This is a genomic window from Streptomyces spongiicola (genome assembly GCF_003122365.1).
Lineage (GTDB): Bacteria > Actinomycetota > Actinomycetes > Streptomycetales > Streptomycetaceae > Streptomyces > Streptomyces spongiicola.
Window position 1 is genome coordinate 5,720,034 of sequence record NZ_CP029254.1, and the last position, 14,850, is coordinate 5,734,883.

The following is a 14,850-nucleotide window of genomic DNA, read 5'->3' on the forward strand; positions in this document are numbered from 1 at the left end:
GTCCTGGAGGCGCGGGTGGGGACCCGGGAGCGGGGCGCGAACGTACGTCCCGCCCCCGGGAAGCGGGCAGAGGATCAGAGGCCGGACGGGGGCGGGAGCTGGCCAGCCGTTCCGCTGGTCGTGGAGTCCTGTGAGCCGGAGGTGGGTGGTGCGCCCTGGGGCGGCGGGGTCGGGGTGGGGGGAGCGGACTGCCATCCGCCGCCCTGCCCGGACGCAGCGCTCGGTCCGGACTCACCCGGGCCAGGAGTGCCGCCCACCTGGCTGCTGGTGTCGTCGGAGACGTTCGTCGGCGGGGGCTGGACGGCCTTTTCCAGGCCGGACTTGAGGGCATCGCCACCGGGCGAGACGCCCGTACCGCCGCCTTGCGCGTCTTCCGTGCCACCGCCTCCACCGGTCGGGTGGGAGGCGATGTCGCCGGGGAGGCCGCCTCCGCCTGCGGCGTCGGGGCCTTGGGGAGCGGCGCTCGCTCCGGCTGCCGCGCCGCCGGTTCCGGCGGTGGCGGCTGCCGCCGCGGCCTTGCGGGTGGCGTTCTCGGCGTGTGCCTTGGCGACTTGGGCTCCGGCGCCGCCGGCGCGGTGGATGGACTCGCCGTCGGTTCCGTCGGCAGCCCAGTGCACGAATTTGAACACCGCGTACGGGCACAGCAGCACCAGGACCATGATCACGATGCCGGACATGACGTCGGCGAGAGCGCCGATGCCGTCCTTGGCCTCGGTCTTGCCCATGGCGGCGATGCCGAGCACGAAGATCACGGTCATCAGGAGCTTGGAGACGACGAGGGTGGCGGTGGCTTCGATCCAGCCCTTGCGCCAGCGGCGTGCGACCTCCCAGCCGCCGCCGGCGCTGGCGAAGATCGCCAGGGTGACCATGACGAGGATGCCGACCTTGCGGACCATCATCACGCACCAGTAGAGGAAGGCGCCGATGGCGGCGCCGAGACCGGCGACGACCGGGACGAGCCAGCCCAGTCCGGCCAGGGCGCCGATCTGGCTGACCTTGACGATGCGGCGTACGGCCGACTCGATGTCCAGGCTCGCGGCCTTGAACAGGCCGTCGGAGATCGCGTCGACCACTTCGACGGCGACCGTGGTGAAGGCGATGGCGCAGAAGGCGAACAGGACGCCCGACATCGTGCCGGTGAATGCCTGGGTGAGGGCTTGGCCGTCGCGTCTGATGGCGGCCCGGACGAGCTGTGCGCAGAACGTCGCGACCAGCAGGACCAGGCCCAGCGGCAGCAGCATCTCGTAGTTGTCGCGGAACCAGCCGGCGTTCAGGTCGACCTTGGTGGTGGTGTTGACGGCCTTGGCCGCCAGGTCGGCAGCAGCGGCGGCCAGTTCACCTGCCGACTTCGCCATCCAGTCGCCGATGGCCTTGCCGGGATCCGATGCGAAGTCGACCGCGTCGCCGACGGCGCACAGCTTGTCTGCCAGGGGGAAATCGCAGAAACCCACGGGAGGTTGCCGCTCCTCTCTTGTGTCAGGCGCGGGTCACTGCGTGACGCTCGGAGCGATGGCGGCCAGGGCGCAGTCGTGGTTGGGCCGGCACTGCACGGCCAGGGTCACGGCGCGTTCTTCGGCTCCGCCGCCGCCCTTCTTCCAGGCGATCTGCTGCTTGCCGTTGACGGTGACGACGTAGATGTACGCCTTGGTGATCGCGGAGGGATCCTCGGCGAGGGCCTGCTTGAACGCGCCGGGGTAGTGGCCTTCGGTGACGCTGGCGGTGGCGTGCTGGTCCTGGTCGGCCATCCGCGACCAGAGGACCGGATCCGGGACTTGGCCGGAGACGGACGCCCAGTCGGCGTACTTGATCTCCTTGGTCATCCAGGCGTGCATGCCGGCGAGCTGCTGGTCGCGGCTGGTGTTGCGGGTGTCGTAGGACCACAGCATCTGAGCCACGGCCTTGGCGTAGGCGACCGGTTCGGCGATCTGCGGGGGCTTGGGCACCGATCCCGATCCGGCAGTCGGCTTCGGGGCGGCTTCGGAGGAGGACGGGCTGCTCGCCGTCGGCGCGGGGGCGGCGTGGTCCGGACCCTCGTGGCCGCTGCCGTTCCCGCTGAGCCACGCGACGGTGGCGGCTGTGGCGAGCAGGACGGTGACGACCAGAGCGACGATCGCGATCCGCTTGCTGGCCGACCAGCCGATGCCGTACGAGGACAGGGAGAGCGAGGGGAATCGTTTCATCAGTGGACCTGCGAGCCGAGGGCCGAGAAGAACGCGACGATTCCGTTCGCGGCGCCCAGGCCGAGAGCGGCGCCCGCGGCGACGACGGCGCCCTTCTTGCCGTTGGCCTCGGCCTGGTGGCCACCGGTGTGGTGGCCCCAGGCCCACACGCCGAGGGAGACGGCGAGAGCACCGACGACGGCGATGATCCCGAACATGTTGATCGAGTTGACGACGTTCTTCAGCACGGCGAGGCCGGGCAGGCCGCCGCCCGCGGGGGTGATGCCGGGATCGAAGGCGAGCTGGATGACGCGGTCTGCGAGAGGGAGGGGCATAGGTGTGGCGAGGCTCCTTGCGAACGCAGGCCAGGCGAGGGGCCGGCGGGAAAGGGGGAAGCGGAGGGGGAGGCGCGCTCGGAGCGCGGGAAGTGGCCGCGTCGGCGGCCCGCCCGGAGCGGTGTCCGGGCGGGAGCGGCGTCAGAGGACGCGGCGGGCGGCGAGGATGTCCCAGTCCTTGATCGGAGTGATCCGGACGGGCTTTCCGGTGCGCGGGGCCTCGATCACGAGGCCCTCGCCCATGTACATGCCGACATGCTCGGGGCGGCTCGCGGTGCCGCGGCTGAAAACGAGGTCACCGGGCTGGAGGTGGCTGGGGGAGACAGCCTTGCCTTCGGCGACCTGCGTGTATGTGGTGCGGGTGAGGGTGATGCCGGCGTGGGCGTACGCCTGCTGCATGAGCGAGCTGCAGTCGCAGCGGCCCATCGGGTCGGGGCCGTGCGCGTTGGTGCAGCTGCCGCCCCACTGGTACTGCGTACCGAGCTGGTGCATCGCCCAGTTGAGGGCTTTACGGGCCTTGGGGTCGGCATCCTTGGGGATCTTGTATCCCTTCGGGACGCTGCCCTCGGGGATGCGGCCGAAGCCGGATCCGTCCTGGGACGGAGCACAGCCGGTGGTGCCGGTGGCGGACTCCTGGTCCGGCTCCTTGTCGTCCTTGTCCTTGCCGGTGCTCGGGAAGGTCTTGGCGATGGCTTCCTGCAGCGCGGTGGCCAGGTCCTCCCACTGGGCGTACGCGTCCGGGTAGCCGGACGCCTGGACCGCCTGTGCTGCCTGGGTGACGGTCATCTGCTGCCACCCGTCGACCTTGAGCAGCGCCTTGTAGAAGCGCTCGCTCGCGTAGACGGGATCGCGGATCTGCTGGGCGGTGCCCCAGCCCTGAGAAGGGCGTTGCTGGAACAAGCCGAGCGAGTCCCGGTCTCCGTAGTTGAGGTTGCGCAGCCGCGACTCCTGCATCGCCGTGGCGAGCGCGATGATCTGGCCCTTCTTGGGCACGTCGAGGCTGATGCCGGTGGCCACGATGGTCCGCGCGTTGGCGACTTGCTCGGCGGGCAGATCCAGGCCCTCGATGTGAACGTCCTTGCCGGACGCGCCGTCGAGGATGTCGGTGACGTGTTTGGCGACCTCGTCGGAGTCGATACCGGTCAGGCACCCGCTGAAAGAGCCGGAGGTCTGCACGGCTTCGGCGGAGGAGGCCATCATCATGGCCGTTCCGGCGAGCAGCAGGGGGGAGAGGAAGACGACGCCGATGCCGGCGGCGACCGCCTTCAACCGGCGCGGACCGCTCGTACGTCAGCGGGTTCGGGCATGGGTGGGGAGCAGGGCGTCATGAACGTGTCCTTCAGGGTGCGGTGTCCGGCGTGCCGCGTGCGCGTGGCGTATCGGAAGGGCGCGGCAGCCGGGGTGGGCGATCGGGAGGCCGGTGCGGGGGAGTTGCCGCTCGCTCCGCGTGGCCGGGTCGTGAGCTAGGTGTGCCGGGGCAGGGGGTACCTCCGTGAGGCGTGGTGGGGAGTAGCCAGCGGCGGTGTTCGCCGGGCGGTTCAAAAACAGTAGGCCCGGATCGGCGGCTGACCAAAAAGTCGGCACGAGGTGCCGGAATCCGGCACCTCAGCACCGGACTTCTTGGTCGTCGGCGTATTCACCCCTACAGTTTTTTAACTCCCCTCGCCCTCCTCAGTCTGCGGCCCGGGCTTCTCCATGCCCAATTCCGGCCTTCGAGGACTCGTATGCGAGACGGGAATTTTCCTCCGCGCTTCGACACCCGAATTGGGGCCTCTCTTTGCCTTTTTCCCTTCACCAGGGCGACGCTCTCAGCGTCCTCGCCGGCCTGCCGGACGACTGCGTCGACTCCGTCATCACCGACCCGCCGTACAACTCCGGCGGTCGAACTGCGAAGGAGCGGACCACCCGCTCGGCGAAGCAGAAGTACACCTCCGCCGACGCCCAGCACGCCCTGCCGGACTTCACCGGCGAGAACATGGATCAGCGGTCGTACGGCTTCTGGCTGACGCAGATCATGACCGAAGCCCACCGCCTCACGAAGACCGGTGGCACCGCGCTGCTGTTCACCGACTGGCGACAGCTTCCTGTCACGACGGACGCGATCCAGGCGGCCGGCTGGCTCTGGCGCGGCGTGCTGGCCTGGCACAAGCCGCAGGCCAGGCCCCAGCGCGGGAGGTTCACGCAAAACTGTGAGTTCATCGTGTGGGCCTCCAAGGGTGCGATCGACGGCTCCCGCAACCCCGTCTATCTACCGGGTATGTACTCGGCTTCGCAGCCCTCGGGAGCGAAGCGCCAGCACATCACGCAGAAGCCCGTCGAGGTGATGCGCGAGCTGGTCAAGATCAGCCCCGAAGGCGGCACGGTGCTCGACTTCTGCGCCGGCTCCGGCTCCACGGGCGTCGCCGCCCTGCTGGAGGGCCGCGACTTCATCGGCGTGGAGAAGACCGAGCACTACGCGTCCATTGCAGCCGACCGGCTCACCGAGACGGTCCGCGAAACCCTCACCCAGGACGCCGTGACCCTCACGGTCTGAGGACGCGGGCACGCTGTGTCATCCCGCCATGGCGCCGTCAGTCCGTCGACCGGTGCGCACATCACTGCTTTCGCTTTCTCCTTTTTCCGCAGCTCGTAGGAGGCCGCGCGTTCCATGTCTGAATCCGTAGAACCCTCGGAATGCGGGGAGTTGGAGCCGGTGCGCATTCCGGACCCCCACCTGGAGGGAATCGAGGCGAGCGTCCGCAGGCTGATGGAGCAGTCGGCGCAGCACGCCCAGCAGCTCGACCATCTCGCCGCGGCCCCGGCCCCGGCCGGATCACCGTTCGCCGCGTTCGGCATGCCGGGGCTCGGCGGACCGCCTCCGGCTGCGCCGCCGGAGCCGCGCCCGATTCTGGAACTGGACGGGGAGGAGCGCGAGGACGAGCTCGACGCCTTGTCCGACTGGGTCGACGACTTCTTCCTCCCGGTCTACGGGGCGGAGGTCACCACCGCGGCACCCTGGTGCCTGCAGTGGCAGGAGCACGACGACGTCGTTGCATGGCTTCACGCCCTGTGGCTCGCATACCAGCAGCACAAGGACCCCGAAGCCGGGCTCTCCGGCCTGTTCGTGTGGCACCGGGACTTCCTCACCCACGCCATCGCGGCGATCCGCGCGCCGGGCGGTCCGCTGTCGGCCTGCATGACCTCACCCGAGCGTCCCGCCCACCGGCTCCTGCCGGGCCCGCCTCCCTCGACACGTACGGAGATGGCGACGGCGAGCGCGGCGGAAGCCGCCGGGTCCCCTGAGCCGGACGAGCCGACGTCGTGAACGGTGGCCAGCAACCGGCTTTCGGCCTGAGCTTCGACCCCCGAGCCCTGACCGATCTCCTCCAGGCGCCCAGCGACATCCGCGATCTCACCCTCGCCTACCTGCAGGAAGTCGTGAACGCGCAGCGCTTCGGGCTCCGGCTCACCGGCGACCTGGAGGGCTACCGCAAGCTGTTCGTGGACTCCCGCAAGGACTGGCGCGTCGTCTACGGCGTCCGCCCGGCGCCCGCAGAGTCCACGCACCAGCGGGAGATCCACGTCGTCGCGGTCCGGCCGCGTGCGGGAAACGACGTCTACGACGAGGTCGGCCGCCGCCTGGGGATGCCCCGCCGGCCGCTGAGCGCCCGCACCCACGCGGCACGCTCCCGCTCCCCGCAGCTCACGACCCGTAGCCCCGCACCGCGGCCCGGTCCGTTTCCCTCCGCGCTGCCGGGCCTTCCCCGCCCCGCGCAGAACCCCTCCCACCATCACACCCGCTGAACAACGGAGCCACGCCTATGCCCCCTGACCCCGCGCCGGCAGCAGCCCGGCGTGCGGTGTCCCCACTCGACCATCGCATCGAAGCTGTCACCGGCCTGGACGTCGACACCCTCTGGGCGTACCGCGACCGCGGCGTCCTCGACGAGGCACATGCCCACCTGGTCGACCGGCACCGCGAGCTGACACAGGCCGAGACCGGCGTTACCTTCTACCGCGTCCTCCTCCACCGCCTGTCCAACGGCGAGTTTCCCGTCGACAGCGCCCTGCTGACGCGCATCGACCGCACCGTGGACCAGCTGGAGGAAGCCGCCACCGCCCGCGACGCCGCCGTCCGGAAGGTGATCACCGCCTTGGACCCCATCGAGCGCGCGGCCACAACGGCCTCGGCGCCCAGCGACAAGCCGCTGTCGACTGCGGACCAGGCGGCGCTGCTCGCCATCGCCGGCGGCGCCAAGCTCTACGAGCACCTCCTGACCGGCCGGATGTCCGTGACCACTGCCTCCGGCACCCGCATCCCTTTCGCCGAGTTGCAGCCGCTGGAGGACGCCGGCCTGGTTTCCCGGGACACCAGCCACCCGGTGCACGCCGGCCAACCCGTCGCACTGACCGACGCCGGACGCGCCGCACTGTCCGCCGCCCGCCGGACACCCACCACGACCCAGGCGCCGAAGCCCCCGGCGCGGTCGGGGGCCTGGCCGTCCACACCCGTACGTCGGCGCTGAACTCCCGAAAGGCCCTTGTTGTCCCCCAGCGAACCGGCATCCGCCCGGAAGCCCCTGCCCGCCGTCGAATTCGACGTGGACGACCTCGATGCCGATGAAGAAGTCTCACTCGACTTCTACCGTCAGGTCGAAGTGCGGTCAGACATGCTCGTCCCCCTCGCGGAGCACCACGCCGGCGTGCACAGCTACTACGTGCTGTTCGACCGCACCGCCACCTGGGGCCACCCCGGCATGCCGCAGTACGTCGCCGTGCACCTGCTACGTGACCAGGAAAAGGAGACGTTCACCTTCGAGAAGGAGCTGCTGCCGCTGCCCGTGATGGCGCAGTCCTGGCTGATCCATCGCGGCTGCCCGGCCGGCGCCATCGCCCTCAACCCCGAACTGGGCCCGCCGCCGGCGGACGAGGCGACGCGGGCGCTGGAGCAACGCCTCGCAGGCGACGGCGACCACTACGCGATGGGCTACTCCTACAGCCGCGACGACCCGGACGACATGGTCACCGTCGTGGCACTGCGCGCGCTCGACGAGCGAGCCGCCTCCCCGTTCCGCGTCGTGGTCGAGGAAGTCGACACCGACGCGTGGACCCACACCCTGCGCGAGGGCGGTTTCGCCACGGTCGAAGAGGCCCTTCAGTGGTGCAACGACCGGCTCACCGGCGAGGCCGGCCCTCTCCCGCCGGTCCGCCTGGCCGCGTCATTCACCCGTCCAGCTGCCCTGCCGAAGGCCCCCGCTCCACGCCCGCCCGGCCGCTCACGCTGAATCCCGGGGCGACCGGCGCGGCGAAACATAGCCGACGATCGCCGGTTAGCCAAACCGGCGATTCTCCGGATTCTTATACAGCCGCCGGGACAACCTCGCGGAACCTTTCCCCGCAATGCCTATGCCTCATGGAGGTTCTTCCGCATGCGCTCCACCCGAATTGCCATATCCGCCGCGATGCTCGGCGCACTCGCTCTGCCGGTGCTGTCCGCCACCACCGCGAATGCAGCCCCCGTCGCCACCGCGGCAACCGCCGTGCCGGCGAGCAGTTGCTCGTCCCTCCCGCCGCTGCCGTACGAGGTGCACACGAAGGCCGTGACCATCCGGTCCAAGGCCACCACGAAGTCCACCGCGGTCGGAGTGCTCTACCGCAGCCACAAGTTCACCGTGCACAAGAAGAGCGGAAACTGGCTCTACATCACGGACAAGACGACCGGCGTAAAGGGCTGGGTCTCCGGCACGTACGTCTACCGCGACGTCCGAATGTGCCTCAGCTGACCGGCCCGCAGCAGCAACCCGCCTACGCATAGCCGAGTTGCCCGACCGCTCGTTTCCCTGCCCCTGCAGTTCCAGGTGCTGCCTTCCGGAAGGAGCTCCCCTTGTCCGACGACACACCCGATGGCACTGAGGATGTCGTGGGCGTGCTCACCGAACGGATCGAAGCCCGCTTCGGAATGGACATCCATCAGTTGAGGGCCGCCGTCGGCCTCAAGCCGACCGCGAATCCTGACGCCACCCAGGTCGTCAAGTGGCACAGCCTTCTCGTCGACTCCCAGGCCGTCCTCGACCGAGCAGAGGACGACCTCCTCGCCGCGCTGGAAACGCAGCCCAGTGAAGTCGACGACCCGACGATGGACCTCGCCCAACGCGTCAACGCGGCCTTCACGGCACGCGACGGCCGGGCCCTGGTCGTGCGGTGGCTTCTCGATCCGGACGCTCCGGGCAAGAAGGGCCTCGCTGCCGAACGCCTGGCCCGTCTCCATCGCGGAGCCCGCAAGGGCCCGGCGGTGCAGACCAGCGCTCCGCACCGCCCCGCGGTCGCACCTGCGCCGGCGTCGGTGCCGCAAGCGGGAAGGGTCGTCCTGTGAGCGTCCGGCTCAAGTCCAGCACCGTGGACGGCCGGCTGCAGGAGATCTTCGGCGCCCCGGTCGTCGAGCTGTACGCGACGGCTATCGGCCCCGATGCCCCTCCCGCGCTTACCCGCGCCCTGGAGCTGCGCTCCTTCCTCGCCCTGGCCGAGGAGCAGGTCGCCCGGGTCCGCGACCGCGTGCACGAGGCGATGGCACCCGACCGGGACATGGGCGAGCTGTCAGCCGCTGACCTCCGCTTCGACGCGCAGTGGCTGGAGGCGGCGCTCGATGCCCGCGACGGCTACCGCGCCGCGCTCGGCGAGCTGCTGCGCACCATGCCTCCGCCCGACCGGCAGCCCCGCCCCGTCCGCACGGCGCAGCCCGTGGTCGCCGCCGTCCTGCCCCCATCCCCCGCCGCTCCGGCACCCGCGCGTGCCGGGGCGGCGAGGGCCCGCCGACCGTGAAAGCCCCCGCTTGCCCCACTCGACGTCCACCGAGATAGCCGGACGGATCGAGGACCTGTACGGCGCACCGCTTGCCGAGCTCAAAGCCCACGCTCAGGACCAGCCGGCCGGCATGCTCTCCGCCCTCCTCGGCATGCACGACGACCTCACCCTCGCCGAGCGCAGCATCGACTTCCACCGCGACCGCCTCGCCCAGCTCATCCACCCCGAGCGGCAGATCGGCGGACCCGAGGTCTCCCACCTTCTCGACGGCGCCCGCCGGCTCGCCGAAGCGGTCGCAGTCCGCGACGTCCAAGTCAAGTCGGTCTCCGCCGTTCTCCAGAGCCTTGCCCGCGTCCCCGCGCCTGCACCGCCCCCGGCCACCGCGCCAGCTGTACCCGCCCCGCCAGTCCCGGCCGTGAGCCCTGCACCAAGCCGCTGACCCGCGGGCATCCCCCTTCACCCACCCAGGAGTTCCTCCCTTGGCCATCACCGGTCTGCCCCCTGACACCGACGCTGACATCGCGCGGGTCACCGAGGCGCTCGCCATGATCACTCCGCGATGGAACGTGCGGATCCTGCTGGCCCTGTCCGGGCCGCCGCTGCGGTACAGCGAGCTGGCGGCCAAGGTGTCCTGGCTGCAGAACGGCCAGCTCCACCCCAAGCTCAAGTCGCTGTGCGACGCCGGCCTCGTCCAGCGCACCGAACACACCTCGCGGCACGTCACCTACGGACACACCGACCGCTGCGCAGCCCTTCTGCCGGTGCTGCCACTGATCGTCACCTGGGCCGAGGAGCACCTCGAGAAGGCGGACCGCCCGCTGCCCGCGATCGAGCAGATCGAGGACAGCCTCACCCTGCTCACCCGGCGGCACGCCGCCGCCATCCTGTGGGTGCTGAAGTCCCGTGAAGAGGTCAGCGGCCGGGCGCTGGCCAGGATCATCATGCCCAGCAGCGACTGGACCAACATCTACCCGCCGCTGCGGCAGCTCGTGGCCGACGGCCTGGTCGACACCGAGGGCATAGGCCAGCCCTACCGCCTGTCGGTGGCGGGCGACGGCCTGGGGCCCGTCTTCGGCGCCCTCTCTGCGTGGTCCGCCGGGCACCCCCTCACCCATGCTGTCCAGCACCCGGTCTGGGGGCGCCCGGGGGCCGCACCCCCGCCGAAGCCGTGGGTCAGCAACGTGTCCCTGCCGGCTCCCACAGCCTCGTCGGCTGTCCGGGCTGCAGGGGCCTCTCGCCCGACGTGGCAGATCCGCGACCTGTTCTCGCACACCGCGACCGCCCGCCCGAAGGCGGCGCTTACGGCGGGAGGTCCGCGCCGATGACCGCCTCCCTCACTCCGGCCGAACTCCGCAACGCCTTCGCCCTGCTGTCCTCGCCGGGCCTGATCCGGCTGATCACCGAGATCGACGACAACGGGCCGATCCCGCCGAGAAGGCTCGCCGGCACCCTGCCCGACCTCTCGGCGCACCACCTTCGCCGAACCACCCACGTCGGCCGCGCGCACGGTCTCGTCCGGGTCGCACCCGGCGCCGGCCTTGCCCTCACCGAGGCCGGCTCGGAGCTGGCCGACTTCTACGACGCCACCGCCCGCTGGGCCCGGCGCCACGCCTACCCGGCCGCCGTCTGCAGCTTCACCACCCGCCTCCAGCACTCCCTCAGCCTCCTGGCCGTCGCACTCGTCGCCGACCGCGCCGATGGCTCCCACCGTCCAGCAGGCGAGGGCACGCCCACCATCGAGGCCGAGGCGGGTCTGTTCAACCCGCGCGCTCTGCTGGTCCAGTGGCTGGACGCCAACCCGCAGGTCACCGTGGGCCTTGAAGCAGAGCTGGTCGCGTGAGCGGAGGCGTCACCCCCCGGCACGCCCAGCACACCGCGGGACTGCTGCGCAGCATCTACCTGCCGCGCACGGTGGACGCCCTCGCGTTCGCCATGTCCACCTACGGCATCCCGCTCCTGGTGCTGGTCACCACGCGCTCCGCGGCGTTGACGGGCCTGGCGTTCGCCCTGGAGTGGGTGCCCAGGTTGGCAGCATTCGGGTGGGCCGGCGGGATTGTTGACCGGCGCGGGGCATCAGTCGTCTTCTTCCTCGCCTCCCTCGGCCGCGCGCTGGTCGTCGCCGCCGGCGCGATCCTTCTGTACCTCCACCCGTCCGGCGCCGTGGCGAGCGTGACGGTGATGGCGCTCGCCGCCGTGACCGGGGTGCTCACCGAGTTCAGTTACATCGCGGCCGAGACCGCGGGCGCAGCCGCCGGCCGCCGAGCGGGTGGGCAGGCCCACCGTGTCCAGGCCGTGCTGCTCGGGATCGACCAGACCGCCACCCTGGCCGGCCCGGCATTGGCAGGTCTGCTGCTGCTCGCCGGACCTCCGCAGATGCTCGCGGTGATCACGGTGTTCTCGCTGCTCGCCGCGCTGCTCGCGCTGTGCACACCGCCGTCGCCGATCCCCCCGGCCCGCGCAGCGAAGGGCAACACGGGTGCGGGGCTGCTCACTGGGTGGCGGACCATTCGGTCTTTGCCCGCGCTCGGCTGGCTTGTGACCGGCCTGACCCTGTCCAACCTCGCCATCGGCTTCCTTCAGGCGGCCGGTCCGGTGATCGTCGTCAACCACTATCGGCAGTCGGCCACGGCTGTCGGTCTGGTCTGGTCTGCCGCTGCCGGAGCGACGCTCCTCAGCGTCACGCTCTGCCGGTTCGCGATCGACCGCCTGGGCCTGTGGCCGGTCGGTGCCGCCTGCGCCGCCTTCGCCTCGCTCGCCACCCTCGCCGCCGCACAGGCCCCCGACTACCTGTCCTACCTGGTCCTGGTTGCGGTCCTGATGGCCGCAGAGGGCGGCATGACGGTGGTCCTGCGCACACTGCGCTCCCGCCTGATCCCCCCGGAGAAGTTCGGCAGCACCTTGTCGGTGACCATCCTCATCCTCCTGCTGCCCTTCCCCGTCGCCGGCGTGCTCACCGCGATCACCCCGCCCGACGCGCTCGGCCACGTCATCACCGCGTGCGCCGTCCTGCAGGCCCTCGGACTGATCCCGGCCTTCGCCCGCCTGCGCACCGATCCCGCCCTGCGCACCTGACCCGTTGCGCTTCCCCAGCTTGTGGAGAACTTCCCTATGCCCGCTGCCTGCTCCAGGGCGAACCGTACGAGCGGTCGCACCATCACCGAGCAGTTCCACGCCTTCGACGCACAGAACCCTCACGTCTACCGCGCGCTGGAGCGCATGGCCGCCCGTCGCCTTGCCGCCGGCGCCACGCGCATCAGCCTCAAGGACCTCTTCGAGGACCTGCGCCGACAACTCCCGTACGGCGTCCCCGGGCTGAACAACAACTTCACCGCCCTCTACGCCAGGAAGCTGATCGCCGCGCATCCCCACTGGACCAGCGCGTTCGAGCTACGCCGCCGTCGTGCCGACTGACAGCCCGCCTTCCCGTACTGCCGTCCAACGATCCGGAGAACTCCTTCTTTGTCCGCTCGCCCCCTCCTGCTCGTCGTCGCTCCCGGCGATGAGACCTATCGCGGCTACTGCCTTGAGCAGGTGGCCGCCGCATACGACGTCGTCCTGCTGACGGGCACCGAGCCGTCATGGGAGAAGCCGTACATCGTCGACCACGCCGTCGTCGACCTCCACGACGACGCCGCGCTGCTCGCCGCGGGCCGGGCTCTGGCGGCACGCCACGAACTCGCCGGCGTTGTCACCTGGCAGGAGTGGCACCTCGTCTCCACCGCCCGCCTTGCCCGCGCGCTCGGTCTGCCCGCGAACTCCATCGAGGTGATGCGGGCCTGCCGCAACAAGGGCACCGCCCGTGCGCTGTTCGCCCGCCACGGGGTGCCGTCGGCCGCCTCGATGAAGGCCCGCACCCTGGCGGAGGCCGGACGGGCGACGGCGACCATAGGCTTCCCCGCCGTCATCAAGCCCGCCGCGTTCGCCGGCAGCATTGGCGTGATCCGCATCGACCGCCCCGAGGAACTGCCCGCCGCATTCGAGTTCGCCTCCGCCGGAGCGAGCCAGAGCCGCGAGGACACCGGTGTCCTGGTTGAGGAGTACCTCGATGGCCCGGAAGTCTCCGTTGAGTGCGTCACCCACCGCGGTGCAACCACTGCCGTCGCCGTGACCCGCAAGAGCCTCGGGCCCGCCCCGTACTTCTACGAGACCGGGCACACCGTCGATGCCACCGACCCGCTTCTCGCACAAGTCGCCCCGGTGGCCGCCGCCGCGGTCAAAGCCCTGGGGATCACCGACGGCGCGCAGCACGTCGAGATGCGCCTGGTCGGCGGCCGGCCCCGGCTGATCGAGGTCAACGCGCGCATCGGCGGCGACTTGATCGGCCACCTCGTTCGTCTCGCCACCGGCATCGACCTGCCGAAGGCCGCCGCCGATCTCGCCTGCGGCCGAACCCCGGACCTCACCCCCACTCACCGCCAGGCCGCAGGCATCCGCATGCTCTACCCGGCCGCCTCCGGCACGCTTACGCAGCGGCAGGTCAACCAGCCGTACGCCGCCCACACCCCGTGGCTGCGGCAGGTGCAGTGGATGCGACACGTCGGCGACCTGCTCCTCCTCCCTCCCAAGGGTGACCTGTTCACCGCCCGCGCCGGGTTCTACATCGTCACCGGCCGCGACACCGCCGAGGTCAATGAGCGCCTCGAGATGGCCGCCGAAGAGATCACCGTGACCACGCGGGCGGAACGATGAGCCACCAGCCCGACGCGCGCCACGACATCGACGGGAACGTCTACGTGTCCCCGCGCTACCTCGCCGCCAGCAACGGGATCGGTGACCCGGCCCTCGCCCCGCTCCTCGACCTCGGCTGGGACGTCCAGCACGACGAGGACGGCAATGTGTATGTGAGCGCGCCCGACCGGCGCGTGCGCCTGGGCTACCTGCCCGAAGGCGAGGACGACGGGCTCTGGCGGATCAACGCCTACCGCGATCCGTTCGGGCCGCCGACGTGGGGCGTCTGCTTCAACGATCGCACTCCCACCGAGTTCGTGGCCGCCTTCACCACCGCTCTCGCCACGGCGTACGAGCAGGGGCCGGACGCCTACCTCGCCAGGCCGGCCGCCGGGAGCGACGTGCACGATCCCTTCCTCGCCGTCGCCCCTCTCCTCAAGCAGCGCTGGCAGATCGACCGGCCCCGCTGGGGCGTCTTCGCGGTCCACGCGCCGGACGGGCTCGCCGGAATGAGTTCACCACCGGCGACCTCGACCCGGAAGCCGAGCTGACCACGCGCGACGCTCGCTGGCAGCTGTGGGCCGGCAAGTCCATCGACCGCCCCGCCTGGTACGCCACCGCCAGCACCGACACCCCCGTCGCCCTGCTCACCGCCGTAACGCAGTGCGTCTCCGACCCGGCCGCGCTGCCCCGTTGGCGTCAGGACACGCTCAGCTACATCCAGGGCATGGCCCAGCTCACCCCGATCCTGCCGCCCAGCCCGTCGGCCCCCACCCCGCTCGACGTGCAGCGGGCCGTCACATCCCGCCGCCCGGCCGCGCTCCCCGCGGCCAGCGTCCCGCGCTGGAGCACAACCAGCCGACCGGGCCTGCCCGGCCCGCGCCGGTAGCCGCCCCGTTGACCAAAGG

18 protein-coding genes and 1 pseudogene are annotated in these 14,850 nt (G+C 71.0%); 15 read left to right on the forward strand and 4 right to left on the reverse strand.

The window, feature by feature from the left end; genetic code table 11:
• Positions 1-74: 74 nt before the first annotated feature.
• The 4 genes from DDQ41_RS24965 to DDQ41_RS24980 form a co-directional block, all read right to left on the reverse strand.
• Entirely contained in the window at positions 75-1,451 is a 1,377-nt protein-coding gene (locus DDQ41_RS24965) for an SCO6881 family protein (RefSeq protein ID WP_109296482.1), read from the reverse strand.
• Between the two features lie 36 nt (positions 1,452-1,487).
• The gene (locus DDQ41_RS24970) at positions 1,488-2,183 is read right to left on the reverse strand and encodes a hypothetical protein (protein WP_109297931.1); all 696 of its coding nucleotides are present in this window, start codon (positions 2,181-2,183) and stop codon (positions 1,488-1,490) included.
• On the reverse strand, positions 2,180-2,494 hold the full coding sequence (locus DDQ41_RS24975) for a DUF6112 family protein (protein ID WP_064068923.1): 315 nt from the start codon (positions 2,492-2,494) through the stop codon (positions 2,180-2,182). Before DDQ41_RS24975 ends, DDQ41_RS24970 begins: the two co-directional genes overlap by 4 nt.
• 141 nt (positions 2,495-2,635) lie before the next feature.
• Positions 2,636-3,763 (reverse strand): C40 family peptidase, encoded by a 1,128-nt coding sequence (locus DDQ41_RS24980; RefSeq protein ID WP_109296483.1) that lies wholly within the window; start codon positions 3,761-3,763, stop codon positions 2,636-2,638.
• 508 nt (positions 3,764-4,271) lie between these two features.
• On the opposite strand from DDQ41_RS24980, the gene DDQ41_RS24985 reads away from it, so the two are divergent.
• From DDQ41_RS24985 to DDQ41_RS25055, 15 genes and pseudogenes are all read left to right on the forward strand, one after another.
• On the forward strand, positions 4,272-5,027 hold the full coding sequence (locus DDQ41_RS24985) for a DNA-methyltransferase (RefSeq protein ID WP_109296484.1): 756 nt from the start codon (positions 4,272-4,274) through the stop codon (positions 5,025-5,027).
• Positions 5,028-5,240: 213 nt separating this feature from the next.
• Positions 5,241-5,798: a DUF4913 domain-containing protein gene (locus DDQ41_RS24990; RefSeq protein WP_162602792.1), complete on the forward strand. Its 558-nt coding sequence runs from the start codon at positions 5,241-5,243 to the stop codon at positions 5,796-5,798.
• On the forward strand, positions 5,795-6,277 hold the full coding sequence (locus DDQ41_RS24995; protein ID WP_109296486.1) for a hypothetical protein: 483 nt from the start codon (positions 5,795-5,797) through the stop codon (positions 6,275-6,277). Before DDQ41_RS24990 ends, DDQ41_RS24995 begins: the two co-directional genes overlap by 4 nt.
• 17 nt (positions 6,278-6,294) lie before the next feature.
• Positions 6,295-6,999 (forward strand): hypothetical protein, encoded by a 705-nt coding sequence (locus DDQ41_RS25000; RefSeq protein ID WP_109296487.1) that lies wholly within the window; start codon positions 6,295-6,297, stop codon positions 6,997-6,999.
• 15 nt (positions 7,000-7,014) lie between these two features.
• Entirely contained in the window at positions 7,015-7,758 is a 744-nt protein-coding gene (locus tag DDQ41_RS25005) for a hypothetical protein (RefSeq protein WP_109296488.1), read from the forward strand.
• Between the two features lie 144 nt (positions 7,759-7,902).
• Positions 7,903-8,256 (forward strand): SH3 domain-containing protein, encoded by a 354-nt coding sequence (locus DDQ41_RS25010; RefSeq protein ID WP_262508560.1) that lies wholly within the window; start codon positions 7,903-7,905, stop codon positions 8,254-8,256.
• 101 nt (positions 8,257-8,357) lie between these two features.
• Entirely contained in the window at positions 8,358-8,846 is a 489-nt protein-coding gene (locus DDQ41_RS25015) for a hypothetical protein (RefSeq protein ID WP_109296489.1), read from the forward strand.
• The gene (locus DDQ41_RS25020; protein WP_109296490.1) at positions 8,843-9,292 is read left to right on the forward strand and encodes a hypothetical protein; all 450 of its coding nucleotides are present in this window, start codon (positions 8,843-8,845) and stop codon (positions 9,290-9,292) included. The genes DDQ41_RS25015 and DDQ41_RS25020 overlap by 4 nt, the downstream gene beginning before the upstream one ends.
• Before the next feature lie 10 nt (positions 9,293-9,302).
• The gene (locus DDQ41_RS25025; protein WP_109296491.1) at positions 9,303-9,713 is read left to right on the forward strand and encodes a hypothetical protein; all 411 of its coding nucleotides are present in this window, start codon (positions 9,303-9,305) and stop codon (positions 9,711-9,713) included.
• A gap of 40 nt (positions 9,714-9,753) precedes the next feature.
• Positions 9,754-10,599: a winged helix-turn-helix transcriptional regulator gene (locus tag DDQ41_RS25030; protein ID WP_109296492.1), complete on the forward strand. Its 846-nt coding sequence runs from the start codon at positions 9,754-9,756 to the stop codon at positions 10,597-10,599.
• Positions 10,596-11,114, forward strand: coding sequence for a regulator (locus DDQ41_RS25035; RefSeq protein WP_109296493.1), 519 nt, complete (start codon positions 10,596-10,598; stop codon positions 11,112-11,114). The genes DDQ41_RS25030 and DDQ41_RS25035 overlap by 4 nt, the downstream gene beginning before the upstream one ends.
• Positions 11,111-12,346 (forward strand): MFS transporter, encoded by a 1,236-nt coding sequence (locus tag DDQ41_RS25040; RefSeq protein WP_109296494.1) that lies wholly within the window; start codon positions 11,111-11,113, stop codon positions 12,344-12,346. The genes DDQ41_RS25035 and DDQ41_RS25040 overlap by 4 nt, the downstream gene beginning before the upstream one ends.
• A 36-nt stretch (positions 12,347-12,382) precedes the next feature.
• Positions 12,383-12,685: a hypothetical protein gene (locus tag DDQ41_RS25045; protein ID WP_109296495.1), complete on the forward strand. Its 303-nt coding sequence runs from the start codon at positions 12,383-12,385 to the stop codon at positions 12,683-12,685.
• 48 nt (positions 12,686-12,733) lie between these two features.
• A complete protein-coding gene (locus DDQ41_RS25050; protein WP_262508561.1) occupies positions 12,734-13,963 on the forward strand; it encodes an ATP-grasp domain-containing protein in 1,230 nt (409 codons plus the stop codon).
• Positions 13,960-14,831 (forward strand): annotated as a pseudogene (locus tag DDQ41_RS25055) (DUF317 domain-containing protein). The gene DDQ41_RS25050 and the pseudogene DDQ41_RS25055 overlap by 4 nt, the downstream one beginning before the upstream one ends.
• The last annotated feature ends 19 nt before the right edge of the window (positions 14,832-14,850 follow it).